Annotated in this window: 10 protein-coding genes and 1 pseudogene; 5 read left to right on the top strand and 6 right to left on the bottom strand. The window is 65.0% G+C overall.

The genetic code is table 11. The features are described 5' to 3' along the window. Positions 1–494: 494 nt before the first annotated feature. On the bottom strand, positions 495–1,679 hold the full coding sequence (locus tag ACFQU4_RS10130) for a multiprotein-bridging factor 1 family protein (protein ID WP_377490465.1): 1,185 nt from the start codon (positions 1,677–1,679) through the stop codon (positions 495–497). Positions 1,680–1,756: 77 nt separating this feature from the next. Here ACFQU4_RS10130 and ACFQU4_RS10125 point away from each other — a divergent pair, with 77 nt between their 5' ends. Further along, positions 1,757–1,972, top strand: coding sequence for a hypothetical protein (locus ACFQU4_RS10125; protein ID WP_377490462.1), 216 nt, complete (start codon positions 1,757–1,759; stop codon positions 1,970–1,972). Between the two features lie 10 nt (positions 1,973–1,982). Here the strand turns inward: ACFQU4_RS10125 and ACFQU4_RS10120 are convergent, their stop codons facing one another. Then, positions 1,983–2,348, bottom strand: coding sequence for a sulfate permease (locus ACFQU4_RS10120; protein ID WP_377490459.1), 366 nt, complete (start codon positions 2,346–2,348; stop codon positions 1,983–1,985). Between the two features lie 231 nt (positions 2,349–2,579). Here ACFQU4_RS10120 and ACFQU4_RS10115 point away from each other — a divergent pair, with 231 nt between their 5' ends. Then, positions 2,580–3,578, top strand: a complete 999-nt coding sequence (locus ACFQU4_RS10115) for a DNA-processing protein DprA (RefSeq protein ID WP_377490456.1) — start codon at positions 2,580–2,582, stop codon at positions 3,576–3,578. 131 nt (positions 3,579–3,709) lie between these two features. Here the strand turns inward: ACFQU4_RS10115 and mobF are convergent, their stop codons facing one another. Next, a complete protein-coding gene (mobF, locus tag ACFQU4_RS10110) occupies positions 3,710–7,258 on the bottom strand; it encodes a MobF family relaxase (RefSeq protein ID WP_377490453.1) in 3,549 nt (1,182 codons plus the stop codon). A 382-nt stretch (positions 7,259–7,640) separates the two neighbouring features. Between mobF and ACFQU4_RS10105 the strand changes: the two genes are divergently transcribed. The 3 genes from ACFQU4_RS10105 to ACFQU4_RS10095 all read left to right on the top strand — a co-directional run bounded on the left by ACFQU4_RS10105 (position 7,641) and on the right by ACFQU4_RS10095 (position 10,624). Further along, complete coding sequence (locus ACFQU4_RS10105) at positions 7,641–8,948, top strand: hypothetical protein (protein ID WP_377490450.1); 1,308 nt, start codon at positions 7,641–7,643, stop codon at positions 8,946–8,948. A 76-nt stretch (positions 8,949–9,024) separates the two neighbouring features. After that, positions 9,025–9,990 carry a DMT family transporter gene (locus tag ACFQU4_RS10100; protein WP_377490447.1) on the top strand — a complete coding sequence of 322 codons (966 nt, stop codon included), beginning with the start codon at positions 9,025–9,027 and terminating at the stop codon, positions 9,988–9,990. Positions 9,991–10,339: 349 nt separating this feature from the next. Continuing rightward, positions 10,340–10,624: a hypothetical protein gene (locus tag ACFQU4_RS10095; RefSeq protein ID WP_377490444.1), complete on the top strand. Its 285-nt coding sequence runs from the start codon at positions 10,340–10,342 to the stop codon at positions 10,622–10,624. A 46-nt stretch (positions 10,625–10,670) separates the two neighbouring features. Here the strand turns inward: ACFQU4_RS10095 and ACFQU4_RS10090 are convergent, their stop codons facing one another. The 3 genes and pseudogenes from ACFQU4_RS10090 to ACFQU4_RS10080 form a co-directional block, all read right to left on the bottom strand. Next, positions 10,671–13,244 carry an AAA family ATPase gene (locus ACFQU4_RS10090; RefSeq protein WP_377490441.1) on the bottom strand — a complete coding sequence of 858 codons (2,574 nt, stop codon included), beginning with the start codon at positions 13,242–13,244 and terminating at the stop codon, positions 10,671–10,673. Between the two features lie 149 nt (positions 13,245–13,393). Then, positions 13,394–13,522: a hypothetical protein gene (locus ACFQU4_RS10085; protein ID WP_377490438.1), complete on the bottom strand. Its 129-nt coding sequence runs from the start codon at positions 13,520–13,522 to the stop codon at positions 13,394–13,396. Then, positions 13,519–14,036, bottom strand: a pseudogene (locus tag ACFQU4_RS10080) (AAA family ATPase). The gene ACFQU4_RS10085 and the pseudogene ACFQU4_RS10080 overlap by 4 nt, the downstream one beginning before the upstream one ends. Between the last annotated feature and the right edge of the window lie 84 nt (positions 14,037–14,120).

Raw genomic sequence — 14,120 nt, 5'->3', positions numbered from 1 at the left:
AACCTTGGTCGCCAGTATGTTCCGGCGCGAGGCCTTGGATCGTCCGGGCCTGCCCCTCCCAGTCCGCCCGGGTTCGGGCCGTCGAAGCCCGGCGTTCTGAGATCGTCCAGGTGGGTCCGGGTCCAGGATCGAGCCGATCCGATCAACTCGCCCAGCGAATCAACATCGGTCGGCGTGGCATCCTGGCGATCCCACTCGGCATACTCATCATCGGTGCTCAATAGGCTTGTGTACGCCGACCAGGCCCGGCCCACGGCGGCGTGGGCGTCGCGATGCGCCCCCCGAGGCTATGCCCGCCCTCGATGACGCTGTAAGCGGATACGCCGAGACATCCGTCTTGTGTTCGAACTGACATCAATCCGTACCCGTCCCGGCTCTACCAGGGGTCTCCCTTCCAACAAGCTAGGGACCCCTTTGCCTAGCAGGCTGTGGTCGGTCGTACGACGTCACCTCAGCACCCGGTTGTTCTCCCCGCCAGCAAGGCAAGCCTTTGCTCAGCTCAGTTCGATTCCCACCCATCGCGCGAAACCGGCAAGTGAATCGGTGGCACGCCTGTCGGCTTCGGCGATCGCGAGTACAGTCTCGCGCACAGCTGGGTGGCGACGGGTGTGGTACGGATCGACCCGGCGGGCTGCGTTGAGATCGGTGACCGCGGCCCGGCGATCGCCGGCCAGGAAGTGGGCACGGGCCATGTCGATGTGGTGATGGCCGACACGCTCGGGACGGTCAGGATCGACCAACTTGACGCTGTTGGCGCGACGAACGGCCTCTGCGCCGTCGCCGATCTCCACGGGTGCGGCGCACCAGTGTGCAAAGAGGTTGATTGGGCTGGCGTCGAGCCCGTGGAACGGTTCGGCCGGCACGCTCCCCGTCGTGATGAGAGCGCGAGCCTCCCGGATCCATCCATCGGCCTCCGGGAGATCACCGGAACGTGCGGCCAGGACCCCAGCCCGCAGTGCCAGCTGAGCGCCTAGACCGCGGCCGATGTCGCTGTCGTCCAAGTTCTGCCGGGCGCGGTCCAACAGACGTAGGCCGGCACGGTAGTCGCCGTTTTGCAGGGCACGGGTCGAGCGGTGGAAGGTCGAGACCGCGACCCGCAACGGATCCCCCGTGTTCGGAGCCAAGATGATGTGGCGTTCCGACGCGATCGCGGCGAGGTCGAGCGCACGAAACTGACCCGCCACGCTCGCTGCCAACCGGTAGGCGTCATGGAGCAGTACCCGCGCTCGGACACCTTCCGCCCCGGGCGCGTCAGCGAGCGCGTGCAGATGATGGAGCAGCCGTGGGAGTTCCCCGACCGCGTCGGCGAAGCGGACCATGCGGGTCCGCCGGCTGAGTTCGGTCAAGCGGGCGTAGATGTACGGCAGCGACAGCGGCTCGTCATCTGGCTGCGGGTCGTCGAACGCGTCAAGGGCCTGGCGCAGTTCAGTGATTCCGGCGATCTCGGCCTGCGGTTGCTCGGCAACGTCACGTTCCTCGGTGCCGTACAGGAACGACATCTTCACCCCGAGGGCGCGAGCGCAGCCGGCCACGAACGCTGCAGACGGCGGGACGGTGCCCTGTTCGACCTTGCGCACGAGCGAGGCCGAGAAATGAGCCCGTGCTGCGAGTGCCTCCTGCGTGAGACCGCGGAGGCGCCGTAGCCGGCGCATCCGGCCACCCACGCTGTCGTCCGCCATACGGCCGCTCCCCTCCTGGGCGAGGGTTGTCATTTCGTTGTCAGTCTAGGTCCGCGCCCGCCACAACGCTGTCTGAGGTGGACAGCAACCAGACGACGCCGAAGAGACGTGTGCGGGTGTGGTTCGGCGAACACCTCGTAGCCAGCTACTGCGCCGACGCCAGGATCGCCGACCGATACGCCGAGGAAGTCGGCCGGCGGTTCGGCGGACTCGAGATCACCGTCGACGACGTGCTCAGTGGCGACGAACGGCCAGTGCCAGCCGAGCAGCTCTGGGAATTCACACCGCACTGACTGCTACGAGTCACCAAGCACTGCCGAGGCGGCGCGGCTCTTCGCCTGACACCTGGCCTTCTGCCTTCGAATCGCCCTGATCAGCGAACTGGGCGCGCCGGAGCAGGACCACGCTGACCGGACCGTTCCACACGAACTTCAAGGCGTTCCACACGCAGGTAACGACGAGAAGATGGACCCAGCCGGGTGCACCGTTGTCGATCATGACCGTGATGAGATACGCCGCGGCCAGGTAGGGCACAGCCAACAACATGGCGGGGATGCCCCATCTCAGGCCGCTGCTGGTGCGCAAGTGGTCAAGCAGGATGTTGGTGGGCATGAAGCGGCGTAGGTAGGAGCGAACAAAACTGGCGAATGCCCAAAGGAAGCTGATCATTGACAGGGTCCTCTCGTCGATCTGAGCGACAAGAAACTCTGAGAGGACCATCCCATGTCGATGGGAGAGGTCGTGCTACCGCTTCCGGCGGTGGCCACGGGTGGAATGTCGCCGCCTTTCAGCGTAGCCGCCTCGCCCGGCAACGGAAAGGTCTCACCCATATCTCCCGCGACGGTTCGGCCGTGATGTGCTTTGCGCACCTGGCCGGTGTCTACCGGAGGGGTTCTGATCATGGATGAGATCGGTCAGTTCGCAAGGGATGAACGGACTGCGCGGATGGTGTTGGCGTTGGTCTCGGCCCCCGCCGATGTGCTGACTGGCCGGCTGGTTGCCGCGGTTGGCGCGGTCGAGACGCTCCGGCTCAGTCGAGAGGATGGTGCTGCCGGGGTTCTTTCGGAGGTTGAGGCGGAGGTGTGGCGGGGTCGGCTCGCTCCCCTGCCTGATCCTGCGGCTGCGCGTTCCATGCTCGATCAGGCCTTGGCGCAGGGGTTCGGCACGGTGATCCCCGGTGATCAGCACTTCCCGGTTGGGCTGCAGGATTTGGGGGATCGGGTTCCGTTGGTGTTGTGGACGCGCGGAGCGCCATCCTTCCTGTCCCGTCCGCTGAGTGAGCTGGTTGTCGTGACGGGTGCTCGGGCTTCGTCTGCCTATGGCAATTATGTCGCTGCCGATTTCGCTGCCGATTTGGGCAACGCCGAGCGCTTGATCGTTGCTGGGGGCGGTTACGGGGTGGAGGCGGCCGCGCACCAGGCTGTGCTCTCCGTCGGCGGCTCCACGATCGCTGTCCTGCCCTGCGGTTTGGATCGGCCTTACCCGGCCGGTCACCGTGACCTCCTCGGCAACATCGGCGATGTCGGGCTGCTGGTCAGCGAGCTGCCGCCGGGGACGCCGCCGTCGCGGCGCTGGTTCCAGGCCCGGAACCGGATCATCGCCGCGCTCGCTGGCGCCACGGTGATCACCGAAGCCAGCTCTCGTTCCTTGGCCATGCTGACTGCGATGTATGCCCATGATCTTGGACGGGGCGTCGGGATCGTTCCTGGTCCGATCACCAGCGGGACCAGCGTTGGCTCGAACGAGTTGATCAAGCGTGGCGTCGGGCGGGTGGTGACCACCGCGGCCGACGTGACCAACCTCCTTGACCACCCCACAACGGCCACCCGACGAAACTTGGACCGGGACCTTCACCAGCGCGCTCGGCCGACCCGAATCCCGCCCGAGATCACTCGCTGACAGCCGACCGGCGGGAGAACAACGTGCACGAGGTCAAGGTCCGGACTGCTCCAGCATGATCATGATCCGCGCTCGTCGCCACGGTACGGTTTGCTGTCTACCTTCGCGCTCGTCCAGTGAAGGTGAACCAATCATAATTCTGGTCCTCGCCGGTCCACTCTTGATGCCGGTGGGCTGAAGTGGTCGGTGGAAGCGAGTGTGCGGGCGGTGTCGTGAGCGATCTTCGCGCGAGCGGCGTCGATCTTTTGCGCCATCGTTTCGGCCGGTGCGCCGAGTGGACTTTGGGTGGCGATCTTGTAGCGGTCCCGGTAGGCGGCCACAACACGCGCGTGCTGCCGCCACGTTCGCCACCGACGCGGGTCGGCCGGTGGGGTGCCAAGATCAACCAGCCACGCTTCCCGGACGGTCAGGGCGGCGTCGATCACGGCGTCGGCGCGTGCCTCGATCAAAGCGCGCCGCTCCTCAAGCGCCTGACGCATGTCCGCTTCCATCGGCCCGACCGCTTCAGGCACGAGCCCGGCAATCAGCCGTGGGGGCATGCCCACGTTCCGGCCGGTCCGGGCTAGGCGAGCGGTCGCGCCGGCCACACGGAGGTGCAGGACCGCGGCAGGGTCCTCGGCATCGGTGAGCGGCCTGGCCCGTACGAGGCGAGGTAGCAGCCGGTCCAGGTTGTGACGGTTGGCCTCGGCGCGCCGCAGCTCGGCGGTCAGGGCACCGAACACGTCGGAATCGATGACCTGTTGGGCTTGATCAGCGCTGAGTCCGCAAGTTCGGATCAGGGTTGTCCAGCGGTCATGCTGGGCCGCGGCAGCGATGGTCTCGTACTCGGCGGCGAGTTGGGCGATCGAACCCCACACTTCCTGCTCCGCGGTGATCGTCTGGTGGGCGGACAGTTCGGCGCCGATGTGTTGAAGCACCCCATACAAGACGCTGCGGGCGGTGACGTCCGGATTGTCGCCCGGGTGTCGCTGGGCGTGGCTGTCGTCGGGCCGGTCTAGGACGACGTAGGCGGTGTTGGACCGGCTGCCGCGCGTCAGCGCGACGTACAGGTTCTCCCGGGTCGTCGTCGGATCCACCAGTACGTGCGCGGTGTCGGTGGTGATGCCCTGGGCCCGGTGCGCGGTCACTGCATAACCAAGGTCGACATGCTCGGCCACGTAGCCCGCGGGCAACAGTACGGTTCCGCCACGTGCAACGCCGGTCCGTCGGACGGTTATGGAGCCGTCGTCGCGGACCGCGGTGATGGTCCAAGTGTCGCCGTTGCGGACCCACCCGCTCCGCTGGCGAAGTCGGCGATCGTTGCGGCGCGTGATGATCAGGTCACCCTGACCGGCGGCGGTCCCGTCGCCCAGGGTGACCTCGCGGCCTGGCTTGATCGTGCCAGCGATGATCAAGTCGGCACGGGCCCGGGCGTTCAGTTGGATGACGTCTTCTCGGGTTTCGGCGATCAGTACCGTCACCAGCCCGGCCTCGCGGTCTGCCTTCCAGCCTCGATAGGCGGCGTCGATCATGCCAGCTGTGGCACCACCGTGGATCCGATCGTGCTGACGGTACGTGTCGATGGCTTCGGGGTGGCCGTGCCGCAACGCCAGTGATGCGGCCTTCTCCCAACCGTGGACGAACCGATGAACCTCGACCAACTCAGCAACGTCACCGCGGTCCTCGACCAACAGTCCGAACACGCCGCCCGCGTCCACCGACTGCAGCTGCGCGTAGTCACCCACCAGCAACACCTTCGCCCCGGCTGCCGCCGCATGGTTGGTGATCCGGTCCAGGGAGAGTGTGCCGGCCAGGGAGGCCTCGTCGATGATCACCAACTGGCCGGCGCCGAACGTGAGACCTTGAGTGAGGTGGGTGTGCCACCACTTCGCGGTGTTCACTGCTGCAATCCCGAGATCATCGGCGAGCACCTGCGCTGCGGCCGCCGACGGCGCCAACCCGACCACCGACCCCGCACCATGCTCGGACTCCCAGGCCCTCCGCAGCGCTGCCATGGCGGTCGTCTTTCCCGCGCCAGCCGGTCCGACCAGTACATCGACGACGCGACCGGAGACGGCGATCTTGATCAACGCGCCGATCTGATCTTGGCTCAACATCTCGCCGTCACCGTCAGGCTGCGCTGTAATCCTGTCGACCGTCTCGATTCGGACTGTCGGCCCCGTCATTGTGGCGGCACGCTCGAGGAGTCGATCCTCCGCGGCGAGCAGTTGCTCCGACGAGAACAGCGTGGTGTGCTTCGGGCGGAACACCGAGCTGCCATCCGGCCGCTGGAACGCGGCTGGGCTCGAAGCCAGTTCCGGTGGTGTCAGTCGCAACGAGCCCCGCTCGGCGGCCTCGACGATCATCCCGACGACTGCTTCGCGGTCCCGCACGGTGGCGAACCGCCAACCCATCGTTTGCCGCGACGCCTCGGCCATCAGATTCCACCGCCGCCACGTCGACCGCTTCTCCCCCACCACCTCCACCACACCCCGCCCAAGGTCATCAATCAGATCGAGAGCGACATCATCGGCCCGCAACGCGTGCTGTGCCGGAGCGCCGGTGATCAGCTGCGCCCACCGGCCGGCGTCCAGGTCGAGCAGTCGTGAGGCACGGGCGCGCCATTCGGTGGTGAGCTCCGCGAGCGAGCGGACCTCCTTTTCCGGCCGCGTTGCCAGGGTCGCCTGCGCCCGCAGCTTGATCACAATCTCCGACGACGGCTGCCGGCCGTGAACTGCCACGTACTCGGCGATCAGACGCTTCTTCTCCGATTCGATCTCCCGAGACCGTGACGAGAACTCCACGATCAGCTCCTCACCGACGCCGGTGATCTCCCAGGCCGGATTCCGGTCCCGACCACGATCCCGCTGCTCCCAGCCGAGGCCCAACGTCCTGGTGAGCTCGTCGGCCAGGACCGCGTTGTAGTGCTCCGATAGCGCGACGGTCGCCGCGTGCATCGGACGCCCTGCCAGCGACCGCCAGTGGCCGTCCAGAACGGTCTTGATCTTGTTCGAAACCACTACGTGCGTGTGCAACTGCGGGTCACCTGCACGCGAGTCATAGTGATCAAACGCCGTCGCGATCAGGCCGGTCACGTCGACATGCGCAACGGCGCCATCCGGGCCTGTTGCGCCGACACGGGTGGCTGCAACCTCGCGCTCCATGAACGCAACCACCTGCGCAACCGCGGCATGGTGCGCTTGCATGATCAACGCCTGCAGTCCCGCATCCGCAACCGCCCACAACACCGACACGCTCTTCGGAACACTGAACGTGTAGTCATACCCCGCGACCGCGCGCCGCGTCCCGCGTACGGTCTCCTCGGCCTCGATCGCGGCAACCGCAGCCCGCAACTCCGCACCGCGAGCTTGACCAAGATCAGCAACCCGCTCGGCAACGCGCTCCGCCACCATCCGGTACACGGGAAACGCGCGGCCCAACGGCTCCGCCGTGACCGGATCACGCCCCATCCCGATCAACAGCTGCAACTGCGCCTCCGCCACCGGAGCACCCGCCCGAATCCGCCCGCCGGCCAGTGCCGCGACACCGTCGCCTAGCCAGAACCCCGGCGGTGTTCCCTTCTCCGCGTAGTACCGCGTCAACGGCGTGGACAGAGACCGATCCCCGTCCCCCGCCGCCACCGACCGCAACAGATACCGGTAGCCGTCGCCGGCCGACATCACCCGCATCGAAACAGTCACGGCCACATCTCCCACGCTCACGAGGGAGGTAGGCCCCTCGATCTGAAAGACGTGTGGCACGTCCGATCGAGATCGGAAAGATCATCAATCGCCCATCGCCGAAGTTCTTGGCATCGACGTGGTGTGTGCACCTTCTCGTCACGCCTGGCAGATCCCCGACGCAGTCTTCCTCGGTCCGCAGGCTGCTGGCGGTTTCGCCGCAACGAAGAAGGAGCCATGAGAAGACACAATCACTCGGATCGACTCGACCGGCTCGAAGTTCAGTTGGGACGCGAAGTTGATCAAGCACAATCCGAACTCGAGGCTGCATCAGCGGACCTGACCGAACCGTCATCGGTCGACACAATCCTCGACAGGTTCGGAATCGACCTGGCCCGGCTCCATGAACGACCTGCCCAGCGCTAGGACTCCGTACCGGGCGATCGTTCTCAGCATCGCGTCTGCGGGTCGCCGCGACGGCTCGTATACGGTCAACCGACTGCTGGAGTCGGCGAGAATCGCAGGCCGGACGAGAGCCCTCCAGATCTGGCCAGCTCGGAGTCGAGACTCCTGGACGATCCAAGCCCTGCGTACCTGCTACGGCGACACCTACGAGACCAACCTGGCCAACGCGATATTCGACGAGACAACCAAACTCGACACAGCGCACACCGAACGACTCACCGCCCAAATCGCCACCCGAACTGGAATCGACGGACGAGGCGCACTGGAAGCTGTAGCGATCGTGCAACGCATGGCGGCGGAAGACGGCGTGACAGCCGTCGCCGGAATGCGTCATCTGGCCCAGTGCTGCGGCATCGGCCGCGCACTGGAGCTGATCAGCGACCACAACGGTGACCCGATTCGCCTGCAACTCATGCGCCACTGGTTCCTCCGGTGCTTCCACGACGCGATCGACCACGCCCTGCTTGGTGACCAACGCGAACCAGAACAAGCAGTCTCCCGAGCAGAAGCACACGAAGTCGCCCGCATGATCGCCACAGGAAAGACCCATCAACTGATCGGACCAGATCAACTCCCCCTCATCACGGCGCACGGAACACAGCGTGATGATCTTGATCGACGACTGCAGAACGGAGAGAACGGCGCCATCGCCCCCTATGCCAGCGAAGACCCACCTCTGTCACCAGAGGCCTACATCTCCCGCGCGGCAGCAGCCTGGGCGCGAGCATCCCGACAAGACCGTCAGACCTGGCTGAACTCGCGCGGACTCCCGGTCACAGCCCAATCCTTAACATGGCCGGCGCTGCAGCCCCCTGTGCAGTCACGATGGATTACAGACCGCGTCCTCGCCCACCATGCCACCCGGATCGTCCGACCGTTCCGCCGAGTCCCCATCGGGACCGCCGATCCAGCCGCCGCGGCTGGACAGGTATTCAACCAACCTCCACTCCCCACCCGGGCCAAACCTCACGACGCACGCATCACCAACCAGATCTTTCACACCCGACGTGCTCTGTCGCCCGCTCAACTCGGACTCGCCGTGCTCGGCCCCGAAGCCCGCCGGATTCACGAGTTGCTCCGGCACTCGGCTGCCGAAACCTACAACCTGCGACGCTACTCCAACGCCAAACGAGTCACGTCTGAACTCGCCGCCCTCACCAGCGGTACGGCCACACCCTCATCGTCACGCAGCCAGCCCATCCATCGAGCTACCAAGATCACCAACCTGAGAACAGAGTCCCTCTAGTAGAGTCAGACATGACCGGCGTCAGCCGAGCCAAGTGGGAAGGAAACGCCCGGGGGCCCAGGCTCACCTGCCTCCCATGGAGCGCGAAACCCACGACGCGACACCGATCAAGCCAGCGATCACGATCGCCGCGGTTTCAGCCGTTGCCTTCTGGTCCCTGAAGCCCGTTCTGATCTCCGTCATCGGTGACCGCGGTGACTACGCCGAGGTCTACGTCGCCGCCGGCCTGATCTCGGTCCTGACCAGCGCCCTCGTCGCATCGTTCTTCTGGAAGAAGACCGTCGCCGTCGCTCGCGGCGGCAGCACCACCGCCAAGGCCATCGGCTGGGCGAGCTTGTCCGGTCTGTTCCTGGCCATGTGGTACTACGGCTTCTACCGAGCGCTGTACGGCACAGCCAAGGCGGATGCGACCGTGATCGCTTTCACCTGGCCGCTCATCGCCGCGATCGCCATCCGGCTGGTGTCGCCCGGGACTGCGGGAAAGCTCAAGCCGAACCAGTGGCTCCTGATCGGCGCATCCTTCCTCGGCGCCGTGGCGATCGCCGTCGCCAACGTCGGAGCCTCGCAGCGCGACGGCATCTCCGGCGAGATCGTCTGGGCGTTCGTCGCCGCGCTCGGCAGTGGCCTCTACCTCCCGTTCGCCTTCAAGGCCACGAGCGCCCTCGAGACGAGGGTTCAATCCAAACCGCTGGCCACCTTCTACTCGATCTCGATCGCCAACGTCATCTCGCTGTGCGCGGTTCTGCTGACACTCTTGATCGTCGGTCATCCGTTGCGGTTCTACGCCTTCGATGCCCAGGTCATCCTGGTCTGCGCGATCATCGGTGTCGGCACGTACCTCGTCGCCGAAGTGACCTGGACCTGGGCCTTCCAGGAATACAAGTCGCTGACGCTGTCCTCGCTGCCGTACTTCTCGCCGGCGGTTTCGGTCATCCTGCTGCACGCCCTCTTCGACGAGCCGGTTCGACCGATCGCGATCGTCGGCCTGGTACTGATCCTCTTCTCCAACCTCACACTGCACGCCAACCAGGCGCGATGCTAGTGAAGCCTGTCGCAGTGTTCGATCGGTGCAATAGGAAGCCGAACTGTGACGCAGAAGCGATCTCGGAACGGTGACGGCCTTCCCTTGCCCTGAGCTCGACGTCTCGACCTAACCGTCCAACTACTTGCGCTGCGGCCCCGAACGTTCTAATGACTCTCACAAGGTGGATCTCCGTAGAGAGTTCGAGAAACCTTGCCCGGCCTTGGAAACGGTGGTTCTCGCAGGTCGCGGGGGCCTACCGACGAGATCGGAGACTGCTAGGGCCGTCCGTGGCTGACTCGCGAGGGCGGATGGTGCGCTGTTGGGATGACCCAAACCCTTCTGAGCCCTGCGCAGGTGGACCGAGCTGGTGGCCCTCTACAAGGCGGGCGCGGCGCTGGTGGAGCTGGGTGAGAGGTTGGGCGTGCACCGTCGCACGGCTGCTGCGCATCTGGTCCGCCGCTCAGTCCCGATCCGCAGGCGCGGCCTCGATAAGTGCAACCTCCACGAAGCCGTCGAGCCGTACGCCGGCAGGTTGAGTCTGATGGAGATCGGCCGGCGGTTCGGGGTCAGTCAACAGGCGGTTCGGCGTGCTCTGGCAAACGTCGATGTGCCCATCCGCACCAGCGGAAGACGCGCACGAGAATCGGTATGACCGGCTGTGGCTGGGGTGTCGGGGCCACTGGCGGAGGGCGTGTCGTTCAGAAGGCTGACGGGGTCGCCGCGTTGTATGCGTTTCGCGCTTCGGTCAGCTCGACCCAGTGGGCTTCGAGTCCGCCGAGTGTAGGGCTGACTCCGAGGCTAGGCAGGGGTTGTGAGTGGCCATCGATGTACCGACATGCTTCCTCGAAGATGCGGTTGACGGTATCGATCGCAGAAGGAAGTGCTTCGGACTTGATCTTGGGCAAGTTGGTCATGCGCACGTTGGGTTGATAGCGCTGAGTGACGCCCTGGAGTAGTTCAGTCTCGGTAAAGACCTCACACCAAGCGCGCACCCAGTCGTAACCCGTACGGACCAGTGCCGCTCGCGCATCGCCGTTTTGTGACTTTGCTGCCTGGATGGTCTCGTTGATGTTCTTCTTGATGTTGTTCAAGCTGTCCCAGCGGGGACCCGTCGCTCGGGTGACCTTCCCTTTGCCCTCTTCGTCCGTGATCTGGAAGTAGGAGCAACGCTTGGTTGTTTCCATGAGCGCAAGCAGCGTGCTGGCGAAAAAGATGTCGTGGGTGAAGACGATGACCTGTGTCGTGTCGGCGAGCGACGCGACGCGCTGTGCGACTTCGTTGATGCGGCGATGGTCGAGGCTTGATACAGGATCATCGAAAATGACCGGTGCGGTGATTCCGGCAAGGCGCGCTTCGGCGAGGAAGTCCGCTATTGCGAGGACCTTCTGCTCTCCTTCGGAGAGCACCTTGGACGGCTTGTGTTTCCCGCTGAGGATCTTGCGGCGTTGCGCGCGCCCCTGACGGCCGACGAACTCCACGTGAAGAGCGGGCGCGCGAAGCGCGGAGCGCTCTTCGTTGAAGAGTGCATCGAAGCTCTCGTTGATCATCTGGTCGCTTGCGGTCTTGGCCAGCCCGGTTACAGCGCGCAGGAGCCCAGGCATGGGCTTGGCGAGCAGCATGAGCCGATCAGCCTGCTTGGCGTCGCGGACGTATGACTCGATTAGCGTCCACGACTTTGTCAGCTCTGCTGCGGCTTCTAGCTCGACAAGCTCCTTCTTCCTCTCGGCCAAGGTGTCAGCCCGTGTACCTGCCTGTGCCTTCAGTTCGCCGAGGGTCTGCTTGGCGGTCTCCGACGCCGAAACGAGCGCTGTCGCATCTGTACCGGCGTGTTCGGTCAGCGCTGTGTTCACAGCGGAAGCGGAGAGAAGATGCTCGGTCAGCTCCGCGATGGTGTTCAGGGTCCGGACGAGTTCAGCGTGGAAGTGGGGCTTGTCCTCGGTGTCTGCGTACTCGTCGGCGAAGGTAGAGACGTAGTTGACCTGGATCGAGGTGACCGGTTCTGTACGTGCGTGGAGCCGCGCCTTTGAAGCGGCGATGTCAGTGGCGATCTTGTCATCGAGGTACTCGGAGTACTTGCCGATCAGCGATCGCGCAGCTTCGTTCAGTGGCAGCCGACAGTACGGACACCGATCGGCGTCGTGTGCTCCGACCGCGATGAGATGTGCTTGATATGCCTCGCCGGCATCGATGAACGTGCTCCAGGTGTCGTCGGGCTCGGCCGGCAAGTCGGCTGCCTCGAACAGGGCGGCTCGGAGGGCGCGGTAGTCCTCTTCAAGTCCGTGAAGGGTGTCACGTTCGCGGCCGTATGCCTCCAAGTTGAAGTCAGCTATCACGGTGGCCGCGTTGGAAACTTGCGTCAAAACGCGTTCGACTCGCTGTTGCTGCTTGATCTCAGCGCTGATGGTGTCCGCCTCCAGCGCAGCGACTGTGCGGCGCAAGTCGCCGATACGCGGGTCGACGTCGGGATCGGAGTCGGCGAGCGACCTCAGGTGTTCCAGATCAGTGGACGCTCCCAGCGTCTCGATGAGCGGGTAAACAACGGCGGTACGTGGGAAGCGAGACAGAAACCCTGTGGACCCAGATCGTAGGCTTTCGACGGCCTGGCCGATGTGGGCTTCTACCGACTTGATGCCTGCGATGACGTAATTGAACAGTGCCAGGGCAGCTGGCACGTAGACGTACTCAAGGTCGTCATCGACGTGGAAGCTGACAGAAGGGCTGTCGAAGATGGACATCCTGGTGAAGGGCGCGACGCCCTGTTGTCCGGTCCAGGTGTAGGTCTTCGACTCAGTGCCGAGCGTGTAGCCGACAAGTGCTGATTGGGGCTGCGGCGATGCCGCTTCGATGTCGCCGAGGATCACATCGGCAGTGCGGCTCGCCGCGAGGGCTTTGAAGATACGGGAGTACCCCGTCTTGCCTGTGCCGTTCTCTCCGAACAGGATCGTCAAGCCGGCATGCGGCTCGATGACTCCGCCCTCTACCAAGGCGTTGACACCAACGACATCGGTGAGCGAGGTAAGGGTCAGCGGCTCGATCGCCTCATCCTCGCGTTCGAGGGTGACGAGCGGCTCCTCCGTGGGGAGTTTGCGGGGATCGAAGGCTTTCTCCTGGCGAAACAGGACGTACGCCCCGGACTGCTCCTCGCTTCCGAGCGGCCCGCCGCCGTTGAGAACGTGCCTCACAATGTAGCGCACCCACTCGTCGGAGGTGTTCGCCCACTCGCTGAGTAGGTCCCGCGGATCGACCCGTTGAGGTGAAGTCACGTCTGTCACCGCCAGCCTCCCTCGCCACGAGTGCGGGGTCGGGAGCGACCGTGCTACTCAGGCTCGATTCTAGAGCGACCGGCAGGCGCGCGAAGGGACAACCAGCGAACCGATAGAGCGTGCTATTCGCGGCCGGCCCCGGCCCTCCGCGAGCGTGTCTACGCACGCCGATCAAGTGAGGCCAAGCTTTGGTTCCGGTCGGTGCGACCCGCTGTGTAGGCGGCGTCGGTCATCGCCTCGGCGTCGCAGTCGTGGAAGCGGTTGTGGTCGAGGTAGGTGTCGATCACCTGCGTGCGACCTTGGCGCAGGGCAGGGAGGCGGTCTTCTCCCACTCGTGGGTGAACCGGTGCACGTCGACCAGCTCGGGCGCATCAGTGCGGTCACCGACGAGGAGCCCGAACGCGCCACCGGCGTCCACAGATTGGAGCTGGCCGTGGTCGCCGACCAGCGGCACCTTCGCCGCCGCTCGGCCAGGGGCGTGATCCGATCCAGGGACCGAATTCCGGCGAGGGAGGCTTCATCGATGATGACGAGCTGACCTTCCCGGAAGTCCTCGCCGTGGAGGAGATGGTTTATGCACCACTTCGCCGTGTTCTCCGTCACGATCCCGAGATCCTCAGCGAGGACCTGCGCGGCCGCTGCGGACGCTGCCAGCCCGTCCACCGACCCGGCGCCGTGCGCTTCTCCCACGCACGCCGCAACGCGTCCATGGCGCCGGCCTTCCCCGCGCCCGGCCGGGCCGACTGAAACCGAAGCTCGGCTGCCAGTCCGACACGATCGCGTTTGCCAGACCTTTCGCAGGCAAGAGCGGCCGAAGGTCGCCAGATTCTACCGATAGGCTCGATTGGATTTGGATAGCTACGCCATCAATGCTATTTATTTGTG

Origin of the sequence: Microlunatus sp. GCM10028923, assembly GCF_042666975.1 — a bacterium.
Classification (GTDB): domain Bacteria; phylum Actinomycetota; class Actinomycetes; order Propionibacteriales; family Propionibacteriaceae; genus Microlunatus.
This window is presented reverse-complemented; position numbering and strand designations above follow the sequence as displayed.